This window comes from Herbaspirillum sp. AP02 (assembly GCF_015767275.1).
Taxonomy (GTDB): Bacteria; Pseudomonadota; Gammaproteobacteria; order Burkholderiales; family Burkholderiaceae_D; genus Herbaspirillum.
Genome location: NZ_JADWMY010000001.1, coordinates 35891 through 56978 on the forward strand (window position 1 = coordinate 35891; position 21088 = coordinate 56978).

Here is a 21088-nt window from a genome sequence, read left to right on the forward strand (position 1 = left end):
GAACGGCTGAGACCGGTCAAGCCAAGAAAAATCGGCCGCGACGTGAAAGCGTCGCGGCCGATTTTTTATGGCGCGGGCAACGACCTCAGGTCTTGTCCATCAAGGCCGAGATGGCGAAGGAAACAATACCGGCCGTGATGCAGATCACGGCCAGCCGATAGTGGGGGATGAGCTTGCCGACGAAGGGCAGCAGGAAGTACAGGACGATGGCGATCAGGATGCTGGTCAGGAGTCTTTTCATTGTCATGGCGATGTGGGTTGAACGCTGCCGCTATGATAGTGCGATTTGGCCGTCGTGGTGACGTCAGCGTGCTGCTGCACCACCCGCCGGGGACGTCGCCGCCGGTGCCTTGGATGCGGCGTTGGGGACATTGGGCGCAGCATTGGCAGCCGGCTTGAGCGGCGTCGCCCCCGGTGGTAGCTGGTCGTCCTCCGCTTCGCTTGCGCGCCCTCCACCGTGAGCATTGAAGAAACCGATCACGGTGCGTGAGGTATCCAGGTTCTGCGACGACTTGCCACCATTGATGATGGGCACCACGCCACCCGGCCAGGCATGCCCGCCACCCTTGACCTCGTACAGCACCACCGCCTGTGGATCGGTCTTGCTGGCATAGGTGTACTGGCGGATGGTGGTGCCGTCGCCGGCGGTGTCGGGGATGTCGTTGACCGCCGGGCGCGGATTGGCGCCGTCGGCCTTGATGAAGGCTTCGATGCTGCGTGCCACCGACAGGCGCGGCACCTGCGAGACTTCCTGTTTGCCCATGCCGCCCAGGAAGGGGATGAAGGGGTCGTCGCTGCCGTGGATGTGCAGCAAAGGCATGGGCGCCTTGACCGTCTCCGGCGGCACATCCAGTACCGCGCTGACTACTGCCACCGCCTTGAACAGTTCGGGGGCTTCGGCGGCCATGCGATAGGCCATCATGCCACCATTGGACACGCCCACCAGGTAGACGCGCTGGCGATCGACCAGGCCATCGGCCACCAGTTTGGCGACCAGGGCGCGCAGGAAGGCCACGTCATCGACCTTGTGCATCTGCGCGTAGCCGCAGCAACCGCCGGAATTCCAGGTGCGGGCATCGATGGCCAGGCCGGTACCGTTGGGATAGACGACCATGTAACCGGCGGCTTCGGCAATCTCGGTCAGGCCGGTGGCACGCGCCATCAGCGAGCCGCTGGAGCCGCTGGCGTGCAGGGCGATGATCAAGGGTTGCGCTTCGCCGACCACATTGCGTTCGGAAAAGTAGGCGCGGGCGAGATTGCCCACGCGCAGGGTCTTGAGGGAGAGGTCAACTGCCTGGCCGGGCAGGGCCGTCAGCAGGGACAGGCCGCACACGGCCGCCAGCACGGCACGGTGCAGTGTGCGTGAGGGACGGTGATGTTTCGGGAGGTGACGCGTCATGGAAGCATGGGCGGGCAGGGTTGGCCAATAGGGCTGGTCAACGACAGTCGCCGATAGTGGACATTTCCATGATGGTAATGCCCCTGTCGTACCGAGGCAAAGTGATTTACACCCCGCGCCGGTGGCCGGACCTGCCCGCCAGACTCAGCCGCGGGCCGGGATGTTCAGGCCTCGCACCACGGCCGGACGCGCCACGAAGGCTTCCAGCGCGCGCGCCACGTTCGGGAAATCCTTGAAACCGACCAGCTCGGCCGCTTCGTAGAAACCGATCAGGTTGCGAATCCAGGGGAAGGTGGCGATGTCGGCGATGGAGTATTCGTCGCCGGCCAGCCATTGATGCTGTGCCAGCTGCTTGTCCATGACGCCCAGCAGGCGCCTGGATTCGTTGACGTAGCGGTCGCGTGGCCGCTTGTCCTCATATTCCTTGCCGGCGAAGCGATGGAAGAAGCCCAACTGGCCGAACATCGGGCCGACCCCGCCCATCTGGAACATCACCCACTGGATCACCTGGTAGCGTGCGGCCGCATCCTGCGGCAGGAACTTGCCGCTCTTCTCGGCCAGGTACAGCAGGATGGCGCCGGATTCGAACAGTGGCAGCGGCTTGCCGCCCGGGCCGTCGGGATCGATGATGGCCGGAATCTTGTTGTTCGGGTTCAGCGACAGGAAGGCCGGCGACATCTGATCATTGGTCTCGAAACTCACCAGATGGGCTTCGTAGGGCAGGCCGGTTTCTTCCAGCATGATCGAGACCTTCACGCCATTGGGCGTGGGCAGCGAATACAGCTGGATGCGTTCGGGATGTTGCGCCGGCCATTTCTGGTCGATGGGGAAGGACGATAAGGCAGTGCTCATGAGGGGGCTCCTAGGCAGCGGAAATATGCGGCTCGCGGTCCTGGGCGAACTTCTCGAAAGCCTCGACCGTCACCGGCCGGCAGAAGAAATAGCCCTGATAGGCATGGCAGCCGGCATCGGCCAGGAAGGAGCGCTGGGCGTCGGTTTCCACGCCTTCGGCGATGACACCCAGACCCAGGCTCTGGGCCAGGTTGACGATGGTCTTGGCAATCGAGGCGTCGTTGGGATCGATCAGGACGTCGCGTACGAAAGACTGGTCGATTTTAAGCTGATTCAGCGGCAGCCGCTTGAGGTAGGACAGCGAGGAGTAACCGGTACCGAAATCGTCCAGCGAAAACTCCACGCCGTAGGCCTTGAGGGCGAACATCTTCTGGATGATGTCTTCGACGTTGTCCACCAGCAGGCTTTCGGTCAGTTCCAGTTTCAGGCGGCGCGGGTTGGCGCCGGTGCGTTCGATGGTGTCCAGTACCGTCTGCACGAAATCGGGTTCGCGCAATTGCGGCGCGCTGACGTTGACGGCGATGCAGAGCTCGGCCATGGCCGGCCGCTTGGCCCAGGTGGCCAGTTGCTTGCAGGCGGTCTCCAGCACCCAGTTGCCCAGCGAGAGGATCAGTCCGGTCTCTTCGGCCAGCGGGATGAAGTCGCCCGGCGGCACCATGCCCCGCTGCGGATGCTGCCAGCGCACCAGCACTTCGGCACCGGTCACGCGGCCGCCTTCGACCACCTGCGGCTGGTAGTGCAGCAGCAACTGGTCGCTGTCGATGGCCTTGCGCAGGCCGGCCTCCAGGGTAGCGCGCTCCAGCACGGCGGTCTGCATTGCCGGGTCGAAGAAGCGCAGGGCATTGCGGCCGGTTTCCTTGGCCTTGTACATGGCCAGGTCAGCCTGTTTCATCAGTTCGTCCACCGAGGCGGCGCGCCCCAGGAAGACCGTGGCGCCGATGCTGGCGGTGGCGCGGTATTCGACGTCGTCGAGCTGGAAGGTCGAGCCCAGTGCCGCCAGGATCTTCTCGCCGATGGCGCGGGTCTGGGTGGCGGCTTCCTGCTGCAGCTCGTTGAGGCCTTCCAGCACCACCACGAATTCATCGCCGCCGACCCGGGCCACGGTATCGTTTTCGCGCACGTTGGCCACCAGACGCTGGGCCACCTGCTTGAGCAGGGTGTCGCCCTTTTCATGACCGACGGTATCGTTCAAGGTCTTGAAGTGATCCAGGTCGATGAACAGCAGCGCACCGCAGGTACGGGTGCGCAGCGACAGGGCGATGGCCTGCTTGAGGCGATCCAGCAGCAGGGTCCGGTTGGGCAGGCGGGTCAGGGCATCGAAGAAGGCCAGCTCGCGGATACGCTCCTCGGCCAGCTTGCGGTCGCTGATGTCGTGGTGAGTGCTGACGTAATGGGTGATCTGGTTGTCCCGGTTCTTGACCGCCGAGATGGTCAGCCATTCGGGGTAGACCTCGCCATTCTTGCGGCGATCCCAGATTTCGCCCTGCCATTTGCCGAAGCGCCGGATGCTCTCGCGCATTTCCTGGAAGAAGGCCGGGCCGTGGCGATCCGAGCGCAACAGGTTGGGATGCTTGCCCACGATTTCCTCGGCGGTGTAGCCGGTGATTTCGGTGAAGGCCTTGTTCACGCGCAGGATCTTGCTGTTGGCGTCGGTGATGAGCATGCCTTCGCGTGAATCGAAGGCCACCGCCGAGATACGCAGCTCGGCTTCGATCTGCTTGCGATCGGTGATGTCGCGGCTGCTGGTACGAAAGCCCGTGAAGTTGCCCTGCACATCGGCAATCGGGGCCGACGACAGGGCCAGCCAGAACACCGTGCCATCCTTGCGCACGCAGCGGAACTCGACGTCTTCACGCTTCTGGCCGTCCATGCAGCGCGCCAGTTCGGCGCGGATGCGCCGCTCGTCATCGGGGTGCACGATGCAGCCGATGAAGTCTGGCATGGCCAGGCATTCTTCGACGCTGTAGCCGGTGTAGTCGTGTACGGCATGGTTGATCCAGCGCGGACGACCATCCAGACCCCACCAGACTTCCCAGTTGACGGTGCAATCGGCGATGGCACGGAACTGCTCTTCGCTGGTACGCAGCTCGACCGTCATCTTCTGCGCCAGTCGTACCGCACGCACGCGGCTGGACATCATGAGCCAGGCCAGCAGCGCCAGGGTGATGCTCATGCCGATGCCGGTGGCGGCGATCAACTGTTCGGCATTGCGTCCGAACTGGGCGGTGAAGGCGTCGGTGGTGTTCATCGACAGCGTCCAGTTGTGATTGCCCACGACCAGGTATTCGTCGGCCTTCAGGCGGGCCGGCAGCGCTTGGCCGGCGACCGTGGAGCGGTACATCAGCGCTGCGGGCTCCTGGGTCACGCCGTCGTACAGTGAAAAGCCGATGGTGCGGGTGTTTTCGCCGTAGAGGCTGGCGATCACGTCGCTCATGCGGAAGACCGCATGCACCCAGCCGATCAGGCTGGCGCGACGTTGTTCGATGGTGCCTTGCGGTTTGCCGCGCTCATACAGTGGCAGGTACATCATGAAGGCCGGCATGGCCGGTCCTTCCTGGGCCAGTTCCAGCTTGCCGGAGATGGTCGCCATGCCGGAGTCGCGTGCCTTTTCCATGGCCGTGCGCCGCACCGGATCGGACCACTGGTCATTGCCGAAGGGGAAACGATTGCGGCCCACGTAGGGCTCGCGCAGCACGGTGGGGGCATAGGCCTCGCGGGGGCCGGGCGGGCGAATCCTGTAGTCGGTCAGGCCCTGGCGCGCCATGCGTGCCAGATGCGCATCCACACTGGCAGCCGGCACCCATTCCTCGATCGAGATGACCTGGATGCCGGAGAAGTTGGCGTCCAGGTTCAGGGCCTCCACGTAATCGCGGAACTGGTTGCGGTCGATGCTGCCGGTGGCTCCCACCAGGCCCTGCACGCCGTGCAGCATCTGTTCGTAGGAGGCCATGCGCTGTTCGATGCGGCTGACGGTCTCGCGCAGCACGGAGGAGAACTGGGTATGCAGTTCCTTGCTGGCGGCTTCGCGCTCGTGGTCCCAGGCGGTCCAGGTCACGCCCAATCCCGTCATCAGGATCAGCAGAGGGAGCGGGATCAGGCGCAGCCAGTTCACGGCTTGTTCTGGAATTGGACCATGGCCGCCGCCAGTTCCGGGTTGAAGTATTTGCGGAAGATGCCCAGCACGGTGCCGTCGGCCAGCATGCCATCGACCAGGGCGCGCCATTTATCCTGCTCGGACGGCGCCAGCGCCTTCTTCGACATGATCAGTCCATGCGGGATCGAAGGATCCTCGAAGCTGATGACGGAGGTGGCGTCCCGAATGCGTTTTTCTTCCACGACCGGATAGTCGAAGGGCTCCATGATCATGCCCTGGATGCGGTTCTGCAGTAGCGCCTCGTAGAGGGGTTCCAGGCCACCGGCAAGGGAGACGCGATTGGCCGCGCTCAGCTTGTCGACCATGCGGTTGGCATTGGTGCTGTAGCGAAAGCCGCGGATCACGCCCAGCTGGAAGCGTTCGCTGCGGGCCACGTCGGCCAGTTGCGTGATGCCGGCATCCTTGCGCACCAGCAGGTAATACTTGTTGCTGAAGTACCAGGCGAAGGCGGCGTACCGGTCGCGCTCCTGGTTGGTGATACCCGAGAGGCTGAAGTCCAGCGCGCCCGATTCGATCAGTTGCCAGATGCGTGCGCGTGACATCAGGCTGACGTTGACCTTGCAACCGCTGCGGCGGATCAGTTCGTCGGCGAAGTCCTTGTCGATGCCGGTATCGGTGGCGGCCGAGTAGAGCAGGCCGTGGTCATGCAGGGCCAGGGTGTAGGGTCGCGAACAATCCGGTCCGGTGGGGCTGGCGGCGAGGCTGGCGGTACCGGGGGTGAGGAGTGCCGTCATGAGCGCTGTCGCGCCTGCACAGGCCGCTACTGCGCGTTTGCCAAAGATGTGACTGAAAATACCGCCCCCTGTTTGTACTCCACCACGAGGACGCGTCAGCAGGGACCTGGCGGATCGTCGCCTTTGCCTGTTGGTCGTCCTTCCCTGAATCGTCGCGCTGGGGCGACGCTATCCATCTGCTTGTTATGTTTCCAGGCCCAGACGGGCCGTGGCATGATCACCGGCGCCTGCAGTCAAAACGCCATGGCGCTGCAGGGCTGGTGGCTCACCAGATGACGGGGGATGTTACCCGAGCACATTCCAATGCGCAACACAATGCGCAACACAGTACGACAGGCTTTGCAATTGGCTCTTGGGAAGGGGGCAGGCCCGGGAAAACCGGCGCGACGCCGGGCCGGCGTCGCCACTGATGTCAGATGAACATGCCGCCGGAAACTTCCACCCGCTGGGCATTGATCCAGCCGTTGTCCGGGCGCAGCAGCGAGGCGATGGCAGCACCGATGTCGTCCGGCAGGCCGACGCGTCCCAGCGCGGTCTGGCCGGCCACGAAGGCATTGAGTTCGGCGTTGTCACGCACCCGTCCGCCGCCGAAGTCGGTCTCGATGGCGCCCGGCGCGACGGTGTTGACGGCGATGCCACGCGCACCGAATTCCTTGGCCATGTAGCGGGTCATCACTTCCACGCCACCCTTCATGGCGGCATAGGCGGCATAGCCGGGCAGGGAGAAGCGCGCCAGGCCGCTGGAGATATTGATGATGCGACCGCCCTGCGCCAGCAGCGGCAACAGCGCCTGGGTCAGGAAGAACACGCCCTTGAGGTGGACCTTGAAGAGTTCGTCGAAGACCGCCTCGGTGGTCTCTTCGATGCTGGCATGCATGCCCATGCCGCCGTTGTTGACCAGGTAGCTGAAGTGCTGGACCTGCCAGTGCTGCTGGAGTGCGCTCTTCACCGATGCGGCAAAGGCCGGGAAGCTGGTGCTGTCGGCCAGGTCCAGCTGCAGCGCCACGGCCTTGGCGCCGAGCGCTTCGATCTCGGTCACCGTGGCCTGGGCGGCGTCGCGGTTGCCGACGTAGGTGAGGATGATGCCCACGCCTTCGCGGGCCAGGTGCAGGGCGGCATTCTTGCCCAGACCACGGCTGCCGCCGGTGATGACGGCGATGCGCGCCGGGGTAGTGGAAGTGGTGATGTTGCTCATGTCGGGTTCCTTGGTGGGAAAGTCGGGGTGATTGCTGTACGACGGAGCCCAGTATATTGAGAAGGTTTTTGCTAATAAATTTCTGATTTACTATTAGACTTTTCAATATTTGATAATAATCGGGGCGCGACATGCACCAGATGGACACCCTCAAGATCTTCCAGCGCGTGGCCGAACTGGCCAGCTTCAGCGGCGCGGCGCGCCAGCTGGGCCTGCCCAATGCCAGCGTGTCGCTGGCCATCCAGCAACTGGAGCAGATGCTGGGCACGCGCCTGCTCCAGCGCACCACGCGGCGCGTGCAACTGACGCCCGATGGCGAATCCTTCTACCAGCGCAGCAAGGACTTGCTGGATGAGTTCGAATCGCTGCGGGGGATGTTCCGTGCCGGCGGCCAGCCGCTCACCGGCAAGCTGCGGGTGGACATGTCCAGCGCGATGGCACGCGAGGTGGTGCTGCCGGCGCTGCCGTCCTTCCTGGCGCAGCATCCGCAACTGGAGATCGAACTCTCGGCCAGTGACCGCCGGGTCGACCTGGTGGCCGAGGGTTTCGATTGCGTGCTGCGCACCGGTACCCTGGACGATTCCTCGCTGGTGGCACGCTGCATCGGTCATCTGGTGCAGATCAATTGCGCCAGCGCCGCCTATCTCAAGCGCCACGGCGTACCGCGCACGCTGGAAGACCTGGCGCAGCACCAGCTGGTGCATTACCGCCAGGTGCTGGGGGCGCGTTCACCCGGCTGGGAATGGTTCGACGGCCGCCAGACGCATACCCAGCCCATGGCCGGCAGCGTCACCGTCAACAACACCGAGACCTACTATGCCGCCTGCCAGGCCGGGCTGGGCCTGATCCAGTTGCCGCTGGTGGGGGCGCAGAAGCGCAAGATGCTCGATGGCGGCAAGCTGGTCGAGGTATTGCCGCAATACCGGCCCGCGCCGATGCCGGTGAACCTGATGTATGCCAGCCGCCGCCATGTGCCGGCGCGGCTGGCGGAGTTCATGGACTGGCTGCATGCGCTGATCTTCCCGCTCACGCAGGAGGGTGGCCTGACCCGCTGAGCCGAGCTGCTGAGTGCAGCGGGCTTGCCCGCGCTATCAGGCCAGCATGGTCTGGCCGACCGGATCGATGGTGACCGTACCCCGCCCGATCTCGATGACCCGGCCACCGACCTGGATCGCGCCATCGGCGGCAACGTCCAGGTACAGCCGCGAAGGACGATCCACTGCCGCGCCCTGGTCGATGGCGAAGTGCGCCGGCAGCACGTGGCCGGTGGCGCTGAGCCAGCCGCCCAGGTTGGCGCAGGCCGAACCGGTGCCCGGATCTTCGGCCACGCCGCCCCCTTGCTTGGTAAAGAAATAGCGCGCCAGCACCTGGCCAGGCTGTGTCGCGTCGAAGGCAAAGACATAGGCGGTCTTGCGTCCCAGGCTGCTGACCGGCCAGCGCTGCAGCTGCGCGCTGTCGGGCTGGGCGCGGCGCACCGCCTCGGGCGAGACCAGCGGGATCAGGAACTGGTCGGCCCCGGTATCGACCCAGATCGGATCTCCGGCCAGGTCGCTTTCGTCCAGCGCCAGCAGGGCGGCCACCTCGGCCCGCGACAAGGGCGAGGGCGCCGTCTTCGGCCCGCCGGGGCAGGGCGCAGTGAAGGTCCAGACATCGCCCTGGGCGGTCACCGGTACCACGCCGGCCTTGAATTCCAGTGTCAGGGCATCGCCCTTGCCGAGCAGCGCGCGCACCACCTGCGCCGTTCCCAGCGTGGGATGCCCGGCGAAGGGCATCTCGTAGCCGGTGGTGAAGATGCGCACGCGGGCATCGGCTACCGTCGAGGGCAGGATGAAAGTGGTTTCGGAAAGGTTGAACTGCAGTGCCAGCGCCAGCATGGTGGCCTCATCCAGGCCACGTGCATCTTCGAACACGCACAGGGGATTGCCGCCGAAGGTCGATTCGGCGAAGACGTTGAGCAGGCGGTAAGCGTAGGTAGCGGGCATGAAGGTCTCGCGGCAGGGTGGTCAGGTCGCCGATTGTAGCGACGCCCCTTGCCACGAGACAGGTACAGTTCACTCGTCGACGGCGATACAGTTACGGCCCAACTGTTTGGCGCGGTACAGGCGACGGTCAGCCAGTTCCAGGAACTCGATGCGCTGATCCATGGGCGAGGGCACGATGGTGGCCACGCCCTGGGAGATGGTCACGGTCTCGGCCACCTGCGAGCTGGCATGCGGGATGGCCGCATCGATGATCAGGTTGCGGCAGCGCTGGGCCACCTGGAGGGCGGCCTTTTCGTCGCATTCGGGCAGGATCAGCACGAATTCCTCGCCGCCATAGCGGGCGAAGAAATCGCGACTGCGGGTGGCGGTCTCGCTGAGGATGCGCGCCACCTGCTTCAGGCATTCGTCGCCGCGGATGTGGCCGTAGCGGTCGTTGTACTGCTTGAAGTAATCGATGTCGAGCATGATCAGCGACAGCGGCGCGCGCGAGCTCACCGCATTGGCCCATTCCACTTCCAGCGCCGAATCGAACATGCGGCGGTTGGCCACATTGGTCAGGCCGTCGCGATAGGACAGTGCCTCCAGCTCCTTCTGCAATTCGATCAGGCGGGCCTCGGTCTTCTTGCGCTCGGTGATGTCGAACATGAAGCCGATCAGCGCATTGGGGCTGCCGTCTTCATTGCGCACCACGTGCACCACGTCACGGATCCAGATGTGTTCGCCATCGCGGGTGAGGGCACGATAATCGGCCTCGTGATCGGCGCCGGCCTTGGATTGCGAGATGCAGAAGTTGACCACTGCCTCGCGGTCTTCGGCATGGATGCGCATGGCCCAGTCGTCGGCGCTCTTCCAGCTCTCCGGCGCCCAGCCCAGCAACTGTTCGATCTGTGGGCCGATGTAGGTGAACTGCATGCTGCTCCAGTCGATCTTCCACGGAATCGCCTTGGTCGATTCCAGCAAGGTCTTGTAGACCGTGCTATCGGGTTCCATTTGTTCTTGTGTGGGGTGGGTCATGGCGAGTCGTGGCTGTCCAATGCAATCTTGTGGTCGGGAAATTTTTCGCGGGCGCTGATCGCTGCGCACTTGCCATGCGGCAAGCAGGAAACGTTCCAGTGCGCGCCAGTCGGCGTTTTCGCGCGCAAGCATAACGCGTCTTGCCGCATCTTTCCATTCGGCAGCAAAAAATGCATGCACCCCGGTCTTTGTCTGGCCGGTCTGTGCTGGCATGAATGCAAGTACGAAGGCAGGCACGAATGCGGCACCCTGCGACCCCATCCCAGGGGTATCGTTTTTCCTTATACCCCTATCCTCATTCGGTATTTCCGCTTCCTGCGGGCCTGCGGATAGACTTCAGTCACAGCAGTTTTCGAGACGGAGATTGTTGTGTTGACCGCTACCACGGTCGAAGTGTCTGGCAGTGATGCACCGTACCCGGCGCAGTAATGGCAGACGCTATCTGAATCAAAATTTTGGAGACAAGCAATGCAGATCCGTTCGGCAGCTGAGCCTGCCGCAGCGACCGTGCCGACCGTAGAAGGCACTGGCGACTGCGCACAGGCTGCGACCCAAGTGAGCGCTCACTCGCCGGTCCCGCAAGGGAAAACCGGCAACCCCGCGACAGACGGCGTGCACACCGTTGTTGCCACCCCCACCGATGCTGTCCCGCTGGCCCCGGTCAGCCTGGACGACAAATACACCGCCACCTCCGGCGCGATCTACCTGTCCGGCATCCAGGCCCTGGTGCGCCTGCCGCTGCTGCAGCAGATCCGTGACCGCGCCACCGGGCTCAATACGGCCGGTTTCATTTCCGGTTATCGCGGCTCCCCCCTGGGCGGGCTGGACGAAGCCCTGTGGCATGCTCAGCCGCACCTGGCCGCACATCGCGTCAAGTTCCAGCCGGGCGTGAACGAGGACATGGCCGCCACCGCCGTCTGGGGCACGCAGCAGGTCAAGCTGATTGGCCCGTCCGACTATGACGGCGTCTACGCCATGTGGTACGGCAAGGGCCCCGGCGTGGACCGCTGCGGCGATGTGCTGAAGCACATGAACCACGCCGGTACCTCCGCCCATGGCGGCGTGCTGCTGGTGGCCGGCGATGACCACGGCGCCTATTCCTCGACGCTGCCGCACCAGTCCGACCACATCTTCTCGGCATCGATGATCCCGATGCTCTATCCCTGCAATGTGCAGGAATATCTGGACCTGGGCCTGCATGGCTGGGCCATGTCGCGCTATTCCGGTTGTGTGGTGGGCTTCAAGGCCCTGGCCGATACGGTCGAATCGAGCGCCTCGGTGGATGCCGATCCCTTCCGCGTGCAGATCAGGCTGCCGGGCGACTTCGTCATGCCCGAGGGCGGCCTCAATGCCCGTCTGTCGACCGACACGCTGGGTGTGCAGGCGCGCAAGCAGGAAGCGCTGATGCAGGACTACAAGATCTACGCCGCCCTGGCCTACGCCCGCGCCAACCGCCTCAACCGCGTGATGATCGACAGCCCCCGTGCGCGGCTGGGCATCATCGCCTCCGGCAAGTCCTATCTGGACGTGCTGGAAGCCCTGTCCGAACTGGGCATCGACGAAGCCTTCGCCGCCGAGATCGGCCTGCGTCTGTTCAAGGTCTCCATGCCCTGGCCGCTGGAGCCGGATGGGGTACGCGAGTTCGCGCAAGGGCTGGATGAAATCCTGGTGGTGGAAGAAAAGCGCCAGATGGTCGAGTACCAGTTGAAGGAACAGCTCTATAACTGGCGCGACGATGTCCGTCCACGGGTGATCGGCAAGTTCGACGAGAAGGGCGAGTGGGTGGCGCCACGCGGCGAATGGCTGCTGACCTCCAAGGCCGATTTCTCGGTGGCACAGATCGCCCGCGTGATCGCGGCGCGCATCGCGCGCTTCCATACCAGCGACCTGATCAAGGCGCGCCTGGCCTTCCTCGATGCCAAGGATGCGGTGCTGTCCAAGGCGGTCAATACGCCGCCGCGCCCGGCCTACTACTGCTCGGGCTGCCCACACAATACCTCCACCCGCGTGCCCGAAGGCAGCTTCGCGCTGGCCGGCATCGGTTGCCACGTGATGGCCACGGCCATCTATCCCGAATTCAACAAGCTGACCACGCACATGGGCGGCGAGGGCGCACCGTGGATCGGGCAGGCACCGTTCTCGAAGGTGCCGCACGTGTTCGCCAACCTGGGCGATGGCACCTACTTCCATTCCGGTTACCTGGCCATCCGCGCTGCCGTCGCGGCCCGGGTCAACATGACCTACAAGATCCTCTATAACGATGCCGTGGCCATGACCGGTGGACAGCCGGTGGACGGCACGGTGTCGGTGCCGATGATCGCCCAGCAGATGGCGGCCGAGGGCGTGCAGCGCATCGCGCTGGTGTCCGAGGACATCGGCCGTTATGCCGACCGTTCCAATCTGCCGGCCGCCGTGACCGTACACGACCGCAAGGAGATGGATGCCGTGCAGCGCGAACTGCGCGAGATCGCCGGCGTGAGCGTCATCATCTATGACCAGACCTGCGCTGCCGAGAAGCGTCGGCGCCGCAAGAAGGGCGAATACCCCGACCCCAATGAACGGCTCTTCATCAATTCAGCCGTCTGCGAAGGTTGCGGTGATTGCGGCGTGCAATCCAATTGCACCTCCCTGCTGCCGCTGGAAACCGACCTGGGTCGCAAGCGTGCCATCGACCAATCGTCCTGCAACAAGGATTATTCCTGCGTGAAGGGCTTCTGTCCCAGCTTCGTCACGGTCACCGGCGGCAAGCTCAAGAAGTCGCGCACCGGGGTGACGAAGAAAGACGCGGTGGATGATTTCGGCGTGCTACCGCAACCGGTCCTGCCTTCCTGCGAGACGCCGTTCAACATCCTCATCAACGGCATCGGCGGCACCGGCGTGATCACCATTGGCGCCCTGATGGGCATGGCCGCGCACCTGGAAGGCAAGGGCGCCTCGGTGCTCGACATGACGGGCATGTCGCAAAAGAACGGCTCGGTGACCTCGCACGTGCGCATTGCCGCGCGGCGCGATGCCATCCGCGCCCAGCGCATCGCCACCGGCGAAGCCGATCTGGTGCTGGGTTGCGACATGCTGACGGCCGGCGCTTTCGATGCCATCTCCAAGATGCGTCCGGGCCGCACGCGTGCGGTGGTCAACCTGCACCAGCAACCGCCGGGGCAGTTTGCCCGCAACCCGGACTGGCAGTTCCCCTTCGAGGAGGTCAAGGCGCTGATCGTCGAGTCGGTCGGCCAGCAGGCCGATTTCATCGATGCCACCCGCCTGGCCACGGCGCTCATGGGCGACTCCATCGCCACCAACCTGTTCATGCTGGGGTATGCCTGGCAACGCGGCGAACTGCCGCTGAGCGAAGCCTCGCTGCTGCGCGCCATCGAACTCAATGGCGTGGCCGTGCAGGCCAACCAGACCGCCTTCCGCTGGGGCCGCCGGGCCGCGGTCGATCTGCTGAAGGTGGAGCGCATTGCCGTACCGGCCCAGCCGGTGGTGTTGCAGATGCCGCAGTCGCTGGACCAGTTGATCAAGCGTCGCGTGGCCCTGCTCACGGATTATCAGGACGCCCGCTACGCCGGCCAGTATGCCGAGGTGGTGGAAGCCGTGCGCGCCGCCGAGGCGCCGCTGGGCAGCGAAAGACTGAGTAGGGCGGTGGCCCGCAATCTGTCCCGGCTGATGGCCTACAAGGATGAGTACGAGGTGGCGCGGCTCTACACCGACGGTCAGTTCCAGAAGGAACTGGCGCAGCAGTTCGAGGGCGACTTCACGCTCAGTTTCAACCTGGCGCCGCCCATCCTGGCCCGCAAGGATGGGCAGGGGCATCTGCAGAAGGCCCGCTACGGCAGCTGGATGATGCAGGCCTTCAAGTTGCTGGCACGCATGAAGGGCCTGCGCGGCGGCATGCTGGATGTCTTCGGCCGCACCGAGGAACGTCGCATGGAGCGTGCCCTGATCGCCGAGTATCGTGCGCTGGTGCTGGGCCTGTTGCCACGGCTGACGGCCGCTAATCTGGCACTGGCCATCGAATTGGCACAGCTGCCGGAGCAGGTGCGCGGCTTCGGTCATGTCAAGCTCAAGGCAGTGGAAGCCATGCGGGTGCGCCAGGCCAGCCTGCTGGCGGCCTTTGCCAACGATGGCAAGGCTGCGCTGGAAGCGGCGGCCTGATCGCCGTAGCCGAGGTCCGCACTGTCGCGCCGGTGACAACTGCCCGACGCGATTTCCATTAAGCTAACTGCCACTGGCGGCATGCCCTGCGCCCGCACGGCCAGGAAAAACAACGAACAGGAGACAGGCATGGATTTTGAACTCAATCAGGACCAGTTGGCCTTCCAGCAAAGTGCACGCGACTTTGCGGCCGGCGAGATGGCGCCCTTTGCGGCCAAGTGGGATGAAGAGGCCCATTTCCCGCTGGACGTGATCGCCAAGGCCGGTGAACTGGGTTTCTGCGGACTCTACACACCCGAGGCCGAGGGCGGTCTGGGCCTGACCCGGCTGGATGCCACCGTGGTCTTCGAGGAACTGGCGCGGGCCTGTACCTCCACCGCCGCCTATCTCACCATCCACAACATGGTCAGCTGGATGGTGGCCACCTGGGGCCAGGCTTCGCTGAAGGAGCAATGGTGCGAGCAACTGGCAGCCGGGCAGAAGATCGGTTCCTATTGCCTGACCGAGCCCGGTTCCGGCTCGGACGCGGCCTCGCTCAAGACCACCGCGCGCCGGGTCGACGACTTCTACCTCATCAACGGTTCCAAGGCTTTCATCTCGGGGGCCGGTAGCACCGACCTGCTGGTGGTGATGGCACGCACCGGCGGCCCCGGCGCACGCGGGGTGTCGGCCATTGTGGTGCCGGGTGATACCCCCGGCATCAGCTATGGCAAGAAGGAAAGCAAGATGGGCTGGAACAGTCAGCCCACCCGCACCATCAGTTTCGATAACGTCAAGGTCCCGGTGGACCACCTGCTGGGCGAGGAGGGCGAGGGCTTCGTGTTCGCCATGAAGGGGCTGGACGGTGGCCGCATCAACATCGCCACCTGCTCGGTGGGCGCGGCCCAGGGGGCACTGGACGCGGCCCATGCCTACATGAAGGAACGCAAACAGTTCGGCCGCCCCATCGCCGATTTCCAGGCCCTGCAATTCAAGCTGGCCGACATGCAGACCGAGCTGGTGGCGGCACGCCAGATGGTGCGCCTGGCGGCCACCAAGCTGGACGCCGGTTCGCCCGAGGCCACCACCTATTGCGCCATGGCCAAGCGACTGGCGACCGACCTCGGTTTCCGCATCTGCAACGAGGCGCTGCAATTGCATGGCGGCTATGGCTATATCCGCGAATACCCGCTGGAGCGCTATTTCCGCGACGTGCGGGTACACCAGATCCTGGAAGGCACCAATGAAATCATGCGGGTCATCATTTCGCGCAAGCTGCTGGAACGCGACAACCTGGACGACATCCGCTGACCCGACACAAGGACGAGCATGCGCACCTACACCAACCTGAAACTGGACATCACCGGCCACACCGCCGTACTGACGCTGTCCAATCCGCCCGCCAACACCTGGACCCGTGAAGCCCTGGCCGACCTGACGCAACTGGTCCGGGACCTCAATGCCGACCGCAACGTCTACACGCTGGTGGTCACCGGCGAGGGAGAAAAATTCTTCTCCGCCGGCGCCGACCTGAAGCTCTTCGCCGATGGCGACAAGGCCATGGCGCGCGAAATGGCGCGTCGCTTCGGCCAAGCCTTCGAGACCTTGTCCGCCTTCCGTGGTGTATCGATTGCCGCCATCAACGGCTATGCCATGGGCGGCGGCCTGGAATGCGCGCTGGCCTGCGATATCCGCATTGCCGAGGAACAGGCGCAGATGGCGCTGCCGGAAGCCGCAGTCGGCCTCTTGCCCTGCGCCGGTGGCACGCAGAACCTGCCCTGGCTGGTGGGCGAGGGCTGGGCCAAGCGCATGATCCTGTGCGGCGAGCGCGTCAATGCCGACACCGCGCTGCGCATCGGCCTGGTGGAAGAAGTGGTGCCCAAGGGCCAGGCCCGCGAGCGCGCACTGGCGCTGGCCCTGCAGGCGGAAAAGCAGAGTCCGTCCTCGGTCGCGGCCAGCAAGCAACTGATCCAGGGGGCGCGCCACAATCCGCTGGGGACGCTCCTGCAGACCGAGCGCGAGCTCTTCGTCGACCTGTTCGATACCCAGGACCAGCAGGAGGGCGTCCAGGCCTTCCTCGACAAGCGCAGCCCGCAATGGAAGAACGCTTGAGCTTCGCTTGAGGCGCTTGCCCTGAGCTGCCACGGACGCCGCCCGGCGCGCTAGTTGCGCCGGCGCGGCGTTCGCATCCGGGGCCAGGCCGGAGCGGCGCTGGCCGTGACGGCGCATGCCGCCCGGCATTTTGTGTTAACGTGGGCGGCTTCGACTGTCAGCGAGCCCGCGCATGCCCATCGTCTACCGTACCGACGTCCGCCTCACGGTGGATCAGTTCATCGATATCCTCTCCCGCACTTCGCTGGGACCACGCCGCCCACTCGACGACCGTGACTGCATGCAGGCCATGGTCGAGCATGGCAACCTGATCGCCACCGCCTGGGATGGCGAACTGATCGTTGGCGTGGCGCGCGGTGTGACCGATTTCGCCTATGCCTGCTACCTGTCGGAACTGGCCGTGGACGAGCAATACCAGCGCCAGGGCATCGGCAAGGAATTGATCCGCCATGCCCGCAGCCTGCTGGGGCCGCGCTGCCGTCTGCGCCTGCTGGCCGCACCCGATGCCGCCGACTACTACGGCCATATCGGCTTCGCCCACAGCCCGCGCTGCTGGGAGCTCACGCCGGGTCACGAACTCACGTAATCCGCTTTACGCCGCAAGCCGATCCCCCTCATCCATTCTTTTCGTCTGCACCCCATGATCCAGATTCAAGCTTTCTCGCCCGACCACGCCAGTGGCGTGGTGGACGTCATCCTGCCGATCCAGCAAGAGGAGTTCGGCATCCCCATCACCCTGGAAGGTCAGCCCGACCTGAAGGACATCCCCGGCTTCTACCAGAAGGGCAAGGGCAATTTCTGGGTGGCGCTGGAGGGCAGCAAGGTGGTCGGCACCATCTCCCTGCTGGACATTGGCAATGATCAGGTGGCGCTGCGCAAGATGTTCGTGGCCGCCAGCCATCGCGGCAAGGAGCACGGTACGGCTGCACGCTTGTTGCAGGGGGCGGTGGACTGGGCCAGGCAGCAGGGGGTGCGCCAGATCTTCCTGGGTACCACCGCCAAGTTCCTGGCGGCGCATCGTTTCTATGAAAAGAACGGCTTCCGCCAGATCGAGCAGGCCGAACTGCCGCCGGCCTTCCCGGTGATGGTGGTCGATACCCGCTTCTACGCGCTGGATTGCGCGGCCTGACGCCTTACAGGCTGCGCGGGCTGTCTACGCCCAGATAGAACCACTCGTTGCCCGGCAGGGCGCGCGGGTTGGGGAAGACGATGTAGCCGTCTTCCGGTGCGGTGACCGGGCGGCCGTCGTGGCGATGGCCGATCACTTCACCGGCACGCAGCCGGTCGAAGCTGGCCCATTCGCGGACAAAGCGATCATCGGGATGGGCCATGTCGATCACGTCGACCAGGCGGATGATCTGGATGTCATCCGCCGGCGGCTGCAGGGGGCGATCGATCATGCCGTGCAAGGCCAGGGTCTGCAGGATGGCCTGATAGGCGACCTCGGGGGCCTGGGGATCGTCATGCTGGCCGCATTCCAGCGTGACGCCGTACAGGCCGCGGCCGCGTGCATATTCGGTGGTGCCCACGCCATAGTGCCGGTCCAGCAGGTCCGGTGATACCGCATGGCCCTGCTGGCGGCGGCGGTCCACGCCGCGCACGTAAGCGGTCATCCATCCTTCCACCACCCGTTTGCAGCCCAGGTGGGCCACCATGCGCTGCTCGGCCGCCGCATGGGCGAAGGGTTCGACCGCATCCTGGTTGTCCAGCGGCCCCAGCATGGCGAAGGGGACGCCGCCGGTGTGGAAGGAGTGCAGGTCCAGCAGCACCTCATGTTCATCGATCCAGGGGCACAGCACATTGCAGAGCCGGTCCTCGAAGTTGGCGGGGGCCGGATGCGGGCGCAGGTTGCGGTTGAGGTTACGGTCGCCCTGGCGCTGGCGCTTCTGGTAGGCCAGCGGATTGGTGATCGGCACCAGCGTCAACAGGCCGCGTTGCAGACGCAGCTGGCCGCTGTCGAGTTGCTCGCGCAGGCGGGCGATGGCCAGCGTGCCGCAGGTCTCATTGCCGTGCACGGCGCCCAGCACCAGCAGGCGAGGACCGGGCTCAAGGGCGGCATACTGGTGGCGTTGCAGGAAGGCGGCGAAGTGGTCGGACATCATGGAAATCTTTTACGCAGGAGCGGCAACGATACCCCGCTTTTGCTCATCTTGCCAGGCAGCGGCCCGGGGCCGGCGGTCACCGTACCGCCGTGCCACCGTGCCACCATCAGCGGATCTGCTCGCGCCAGCCGGGGCTTGCAGTAGTGGCCACGGCATCATGGGCATGCAGGCTCTCGTAATGACTGACCCGTACCGAACAGCTGCCGAAGGCCGCTTCCAGCGCCTGGCGCAAGCGCCGCGCCGCATCTTCCACGTACATCAGGTTGGCGCCGTTGGCCAGTGCAAAGGCCTGTTCGTCGGCACGTCGCACGGCGGTCTGCACGGCCGTCCCCAGTGCCGCTTCGGCAGTATCGATCAGGGCCAGTAGCGGTAACCGGGCGCTGTCGGCGGCGACGCTGATGCTCAGTTCGGCCTCGCTACGCTGGCTGTGCGGCGTGGCCAGGCTGGCATGCAGGGCCAGCCAGTCCAGCGCAGCTTCACGCGGGATGGCGGCGTTGGCCGCGAAGTGACTGGCGAAGGCATCCTGCAAGGCCTTGCGCGACAGCGCGGCCGAACAGGGGCAGGTGGAGGAATAGGCCACCCGCACCCGCAGGTTCAGTTGTACCTGCTGGTCCTGCAGTTCGGCGACCAGGGTGACGGGGTAGCTCTTCCAGCCCGACAGACCGGGCGTGACCAGCGCCGGGCGTGGCTGCAACAGGGCGAAATCCAGGCGCAAGGCGGCCCCGCGTGAGTGGCAATCGGCGTGGCTCTCGCGCATCTGGCGCAGCAGGGCGTGGATCAACGGCGGCGTCAATGCCGCGCGGGCGGTGAATTGCTCCAGCAGCAGATACAGGCGCGACATATGGATACCCTTGGCCTGCGGGTCCGGCAGATCGACCGCCACTTCGGCGGTGGCGGGGATGGGGGCAGCCCCGTCCTGCAGATGCAGGGGCAGGGCGATGCCGCGCATGCCCACCCATTGCAGCGGCAGGGCGATGGTGGCGCGTTGTTCGCGGGCGACGTCGGGCAGGGCGCTGGGGAAGCTCATGGTATCGGCTTCCTCATTCCCAGACCGGGAAAGGATCCGGCATGCGGGCCCAACCCAGCGGCCCCTGGGCCATCTCGGCATCCGACAGCAGGCAGGCTTCCAGCCTGGCGCGCAGGGCTTCCTGGTCGAGATCGATGCCGATCAACACCAGTTCCTGGCGGGCGTCGCCGACGTTGTCGTCCCATTGTTCCATGATGAAATCGATGGACTCCTGTTCCTGCGGCCATTGTTCGCGGGCGACCGCGGCCCACCATTTGCCGGCCAGTCCGTGACGGCACACCGCCCCGGCCTGCGACCACGAGCCTGCGTGGGCTGGTCGCGTGGCCAGCCAGAAGAAGCCCTTGGAGCGCACCACGCCCGGCCACTCGCTATTGACCAGGGCGAAGAAGCGCTGCGGATGCATCGGACGGCGCGCACGCCAGGCGAAGCTGGTGATGCCGTACTGTTCGGTCTCGGGGACGTGCTCGCCGCGCAATTCCTGCAACCAGCCCGGCGCCTGGCTGGCCTGCTCGAAATCGAACAGTCCCGTGTTGAGCACCTGATCCAGCGCCACCTTGCCGAACTCGGCGCTGACGATGCGGGCACGCGGGTTGAGCCGCTGCAGGATGGCGTGCAGGCGTTCCAGGTCGGGCGTCGAGACCAGGTCCAGCTTGTTGAGTACGATCACGTCGCAGAATTCGATCTGCTCGATCAGCAGGTCGACCACGGTGCGGCTGTCTTCCTCGCCCATCGATTCGCCGCGTTCCTGCAGGCTGTCCTGGGAACTGTAATCCTTGAGGAAGTTGAAGGCATCCACCACCGTGACCATGGTATCCAGGCGCGCCACGTCGGACAGGCAGGCGCCATCTTCATCGGTGAAGGTAAAGGTCTCGGCTACCGGCAGTGGTTCGGAAATGCCGGTCGATTCGATCACCAGCTGGTCGAAGCGGCGCTCCCGGGCCAGCTTGCGCACTTCCATCAGCAGGTCTTCCCGCAGGGTGCAGCAGATGCAGCCATTGCTCATCTCGACCAGTTTTTCCTCGGTGCGCGAGAGATCGGCGCCGCCGTCGCGCACCAGGGCCGCATCGATGTTCACCTCCGACATGTCGTTGACGATCACCGCCACGCGGCGCCCCTCGCGGTTGTTCAGGATGTGGTTGAGCAGGGTGGTCTTGCCGGCACCGAGGAAGCCGGAAAGCACCGTGACGGGAAGCCGGGTGTCGCGCGGCTGGCGTTGTGTGGTGGTCATGGGAAACGGGAGGAGGTAATGGAGATGTAAATGCAACTGAGTTGCGAATATCTCACAAATGCAACAATGTTGCAAATTATGGGCAGCCCGCCCATTTCCGCATCTGCGCATTCTCACGCCCTGGCGAGCGCGGATGCCGCCCGGCCCCTGCCCTG

General features: G+C 64.9%; 17 protein-coding genes. 6 read left to right on the forward strand and 11 right to left on the reverse strand.

All coding sequences use genetic code 11. The features are described from left to right. Window positions 1–85: 85 nt before the first annotated feature. The 6 genes from I5R65_RS00160 to I5R65_RS00185 form a co-directional block, all read right to left on the reverse strand. Entirely contained in the window at window positions 86–241 is a 156-nt protein-coding gene (locus I5R65_RS00160; RefSeq protein WP_166757930.1) for a hypothetical protein, read from the reverse strand. 63 nt (window positions 242–304) lie between these two features. After that, entirely contained in the window at window positions 305–1399 is a 1095-nt protein-coding gene (locus I5R65_RS00165) for a PHB depolymerase family esterase (RefSeq protein ID WP_231395012.1), read from the reverse strand. A 144-nt stretch (window positions 1400–1543) separates the two neighbouring features. Next, the gene (locus I5R65_RS00170; RefSeq protein WP_180670883.1) at window positions 1544–2251 is read right to left on the reverse strand and encodes a glutathione S-transferase N-terminal domain-containing protein; all 708 of its coding nucleotides are present in this window, start codon (window positions 2249–2251) and stop codon (window positions 1544–1546) included. Window positions 2252–2261: 10 nt separating this feature from the next. Beyond that, window positions 2262–5363, reverse strand: coding sequence for an EAL domain-containing protein (locus tag I5R65_RS00175; RefSeq protein WP_180670884.1), 3102 nt, complete (start codon window positions 5361–5363; stop codon window positions 2262–2264). After that, window positions 5360–6139, reverse strand: coding sequence for an ABC transporter substrate-binding protein (locus I5R65_RS00180; RefSeq protein ID WP_180670885.1), 780 nt, complete (start codon window positions 6137–6139; stop codon window positions 5360–5362). Before I5R65_RS00180 ends, I5R65_RS00175 begins: the two co-directional genes overlap by 4 nt. A gap of 412 nt (window positions 6140–6551) precedes the next feature. Beyond that, entirely contained in the window at window positions 6552–7334 is a 783-nt protein-coding gene (locus tag I5R65_RS00185) for an SDR family NAD(P)-dependent oxidoreductase (RefSeq protein WP_180670886.1), read from the reverse strand. Window positions 7335–7465: 131 nt separating this feature from the next. Between I5R65_RS00185 and I5R65_RS00190 the strand changes: the two genes are divergently transcribed. Then, on the forward strand, window positions 7466–8389 hold the full coding sequence (locus I5R65_RS00190; RefSeq protein WP_180670887.1) for a LysR family transcriptional regulator: 924 nt from the start codon (window positions 7466–7468) through the stop codon (window positions 8387–8389). Between the two features lie 36 nt (window positions 8390–8425). On the opposite strand, the gene I5R65_RS00195 is transcribed toward I5R65_RS00190, so the two are convergent. Both I5R65_RS00195 and I5R65_RS00200 read right to left on the reverse strand, forming a co-directional pair. Continuing rightward, window positions 8426–9316 (reverse strand): PhzF family phenazine biosynthesis protein, encoded by an 891-nt coding sequence (locus I5R65_RS00195; RefSeq protein WP_180670888.1) that lies wholly within the window; start codon window positions 9314–9316, stop codon window positions 8426–8428. Window positions 9317–9385: 69 nt separating this feature from the next. After that, on the reverse strand, window positions 9386–10306 hold the full coding sequence (locus I5R65_RS00200) for a sensor domain-containing diguanylate cyclase (RefSeq protein ID WP_006463890.1): 921 nt from the start codon (window positions 10304–10306) through the stop codon (window positions 9386–9388). Window positions 10307–10942: 636 nt separating this feature from the next. On the opposite strand from I5R65_RS00200, the gene I5R65_RS00205 reads away from it, so the two are divergent. The 5 genes from I5R65_RS00205 to I5R65_RS00225 all read left to right on the forward strand — a co-directional run bounded on the left by I5R65_RS00205 (window position 10943) and on the right by I5R65_RS00225 (window position 17705). Then, the gene (locus tag I5R65_RS00205) at window positions 10943–14485 is read left to right on the forward strand and encodes an indolepyruvate ferredoxin oxidoreductase family protein (protein WP_180670889.1); all 3543 of its coding nucleotides are present in this window, start codon (window positions 10943–10945) and stop codon (window positions 14483–14485) included. A gap of 129 nt (window positions 14486–14614) precedes the next feature. Further along, window positions 14615–15775: an acyl-CoA dehydrogenase family protein gene (locus tag I5R65_RS00210; protein WP_180670890.1), complete on the forward strand. Its 1161-nt coding sequence runs from the start codon at window positions 14615–14617 to the stop codon at window positions 15773–15775. Between the two features lie 18 nt (window positions 15776–15793). Then, window positions 15794–16576, forward strand: a complete 783-nt coding sequence (locus I5R65_RS00215; protein ID WP_180670891.1) for an enoyl-CoA hydratase — start codon at window positions 15794–15796, stop codon at window positions 16574–16576. 172 nt (window positions 16577–16748) lie between these two features. Continuing rightward, window positions 16749–17162 (forward strand): GNAT family N-acetyltransferase, encoded by a 414-nt coding sequence (locus I5R65_RS00220; protein WP_180670892.1) that lies wholly within the window; start codon window positions 16749–16751, stop codon window positions 17160–17162. A 54-nt stretch (window positions 17163–17216) separates the two neighbouring features. Then, window positions 17217–17705: a GNAT family N-acetyltransferase gene (locus I5R65_RS00225; RefSeq protein ID WP_180670893.1), complete on the forward strand. Its 489-nt coding sequence runs from the start codon at window positions 17217–17219 to the stop codon at window positions 17703–17705. Between the two features lie 4 nt (window positions 17706–17709). On the opposite strand, the gene I5R65_RS00230 is transcribed toward I5R65_RS00225, so the two are convergent. The 3 genes from I5R65_RS00230 to zigA form a co-directional block, all read right to left on the reverse strand. After that, on the reverse strand, window positions 17710–18675 hold the full coding sequence (locus tag I5R65_RS00230) for a succinylglutamate desuccinylase/aspartoacylase family protein (RefSeq protein WP_180670957.1): 966 nt from the start codon (window positions 18673–18675) through the stop codon (window positions 17710–17712). Window positions 18676–18784: 109 nt separating this feature from the next. Next, a complete protein-coding gene (gene folE2, locus I5R65_RS00235) occupies window positions 18785–19705 on the reverse strand; it encodes a GTP cyclohydrolase FolE2 (RefSeq protein WP_180670894.1) in 921 nt (306 codons plus the stop codon). A 13-nt stretch (window positions 19706–19718) separates the two neighbouring features. After that, window positions 19719–20933 (reverse strand): zinc metallochaperone GTPase ZigA, encoded by a 1215-nt coding sequence (gene zigA, locus I5R65_RS00240; RefSeq protein ID WP_180670895.1) that lies wholly within the window; start codon window positions 20931–20933, stop codon window positions 19719–19721. Between the last annotated feature and the right edge of the window lie 155 nt (window positions 20934–21088).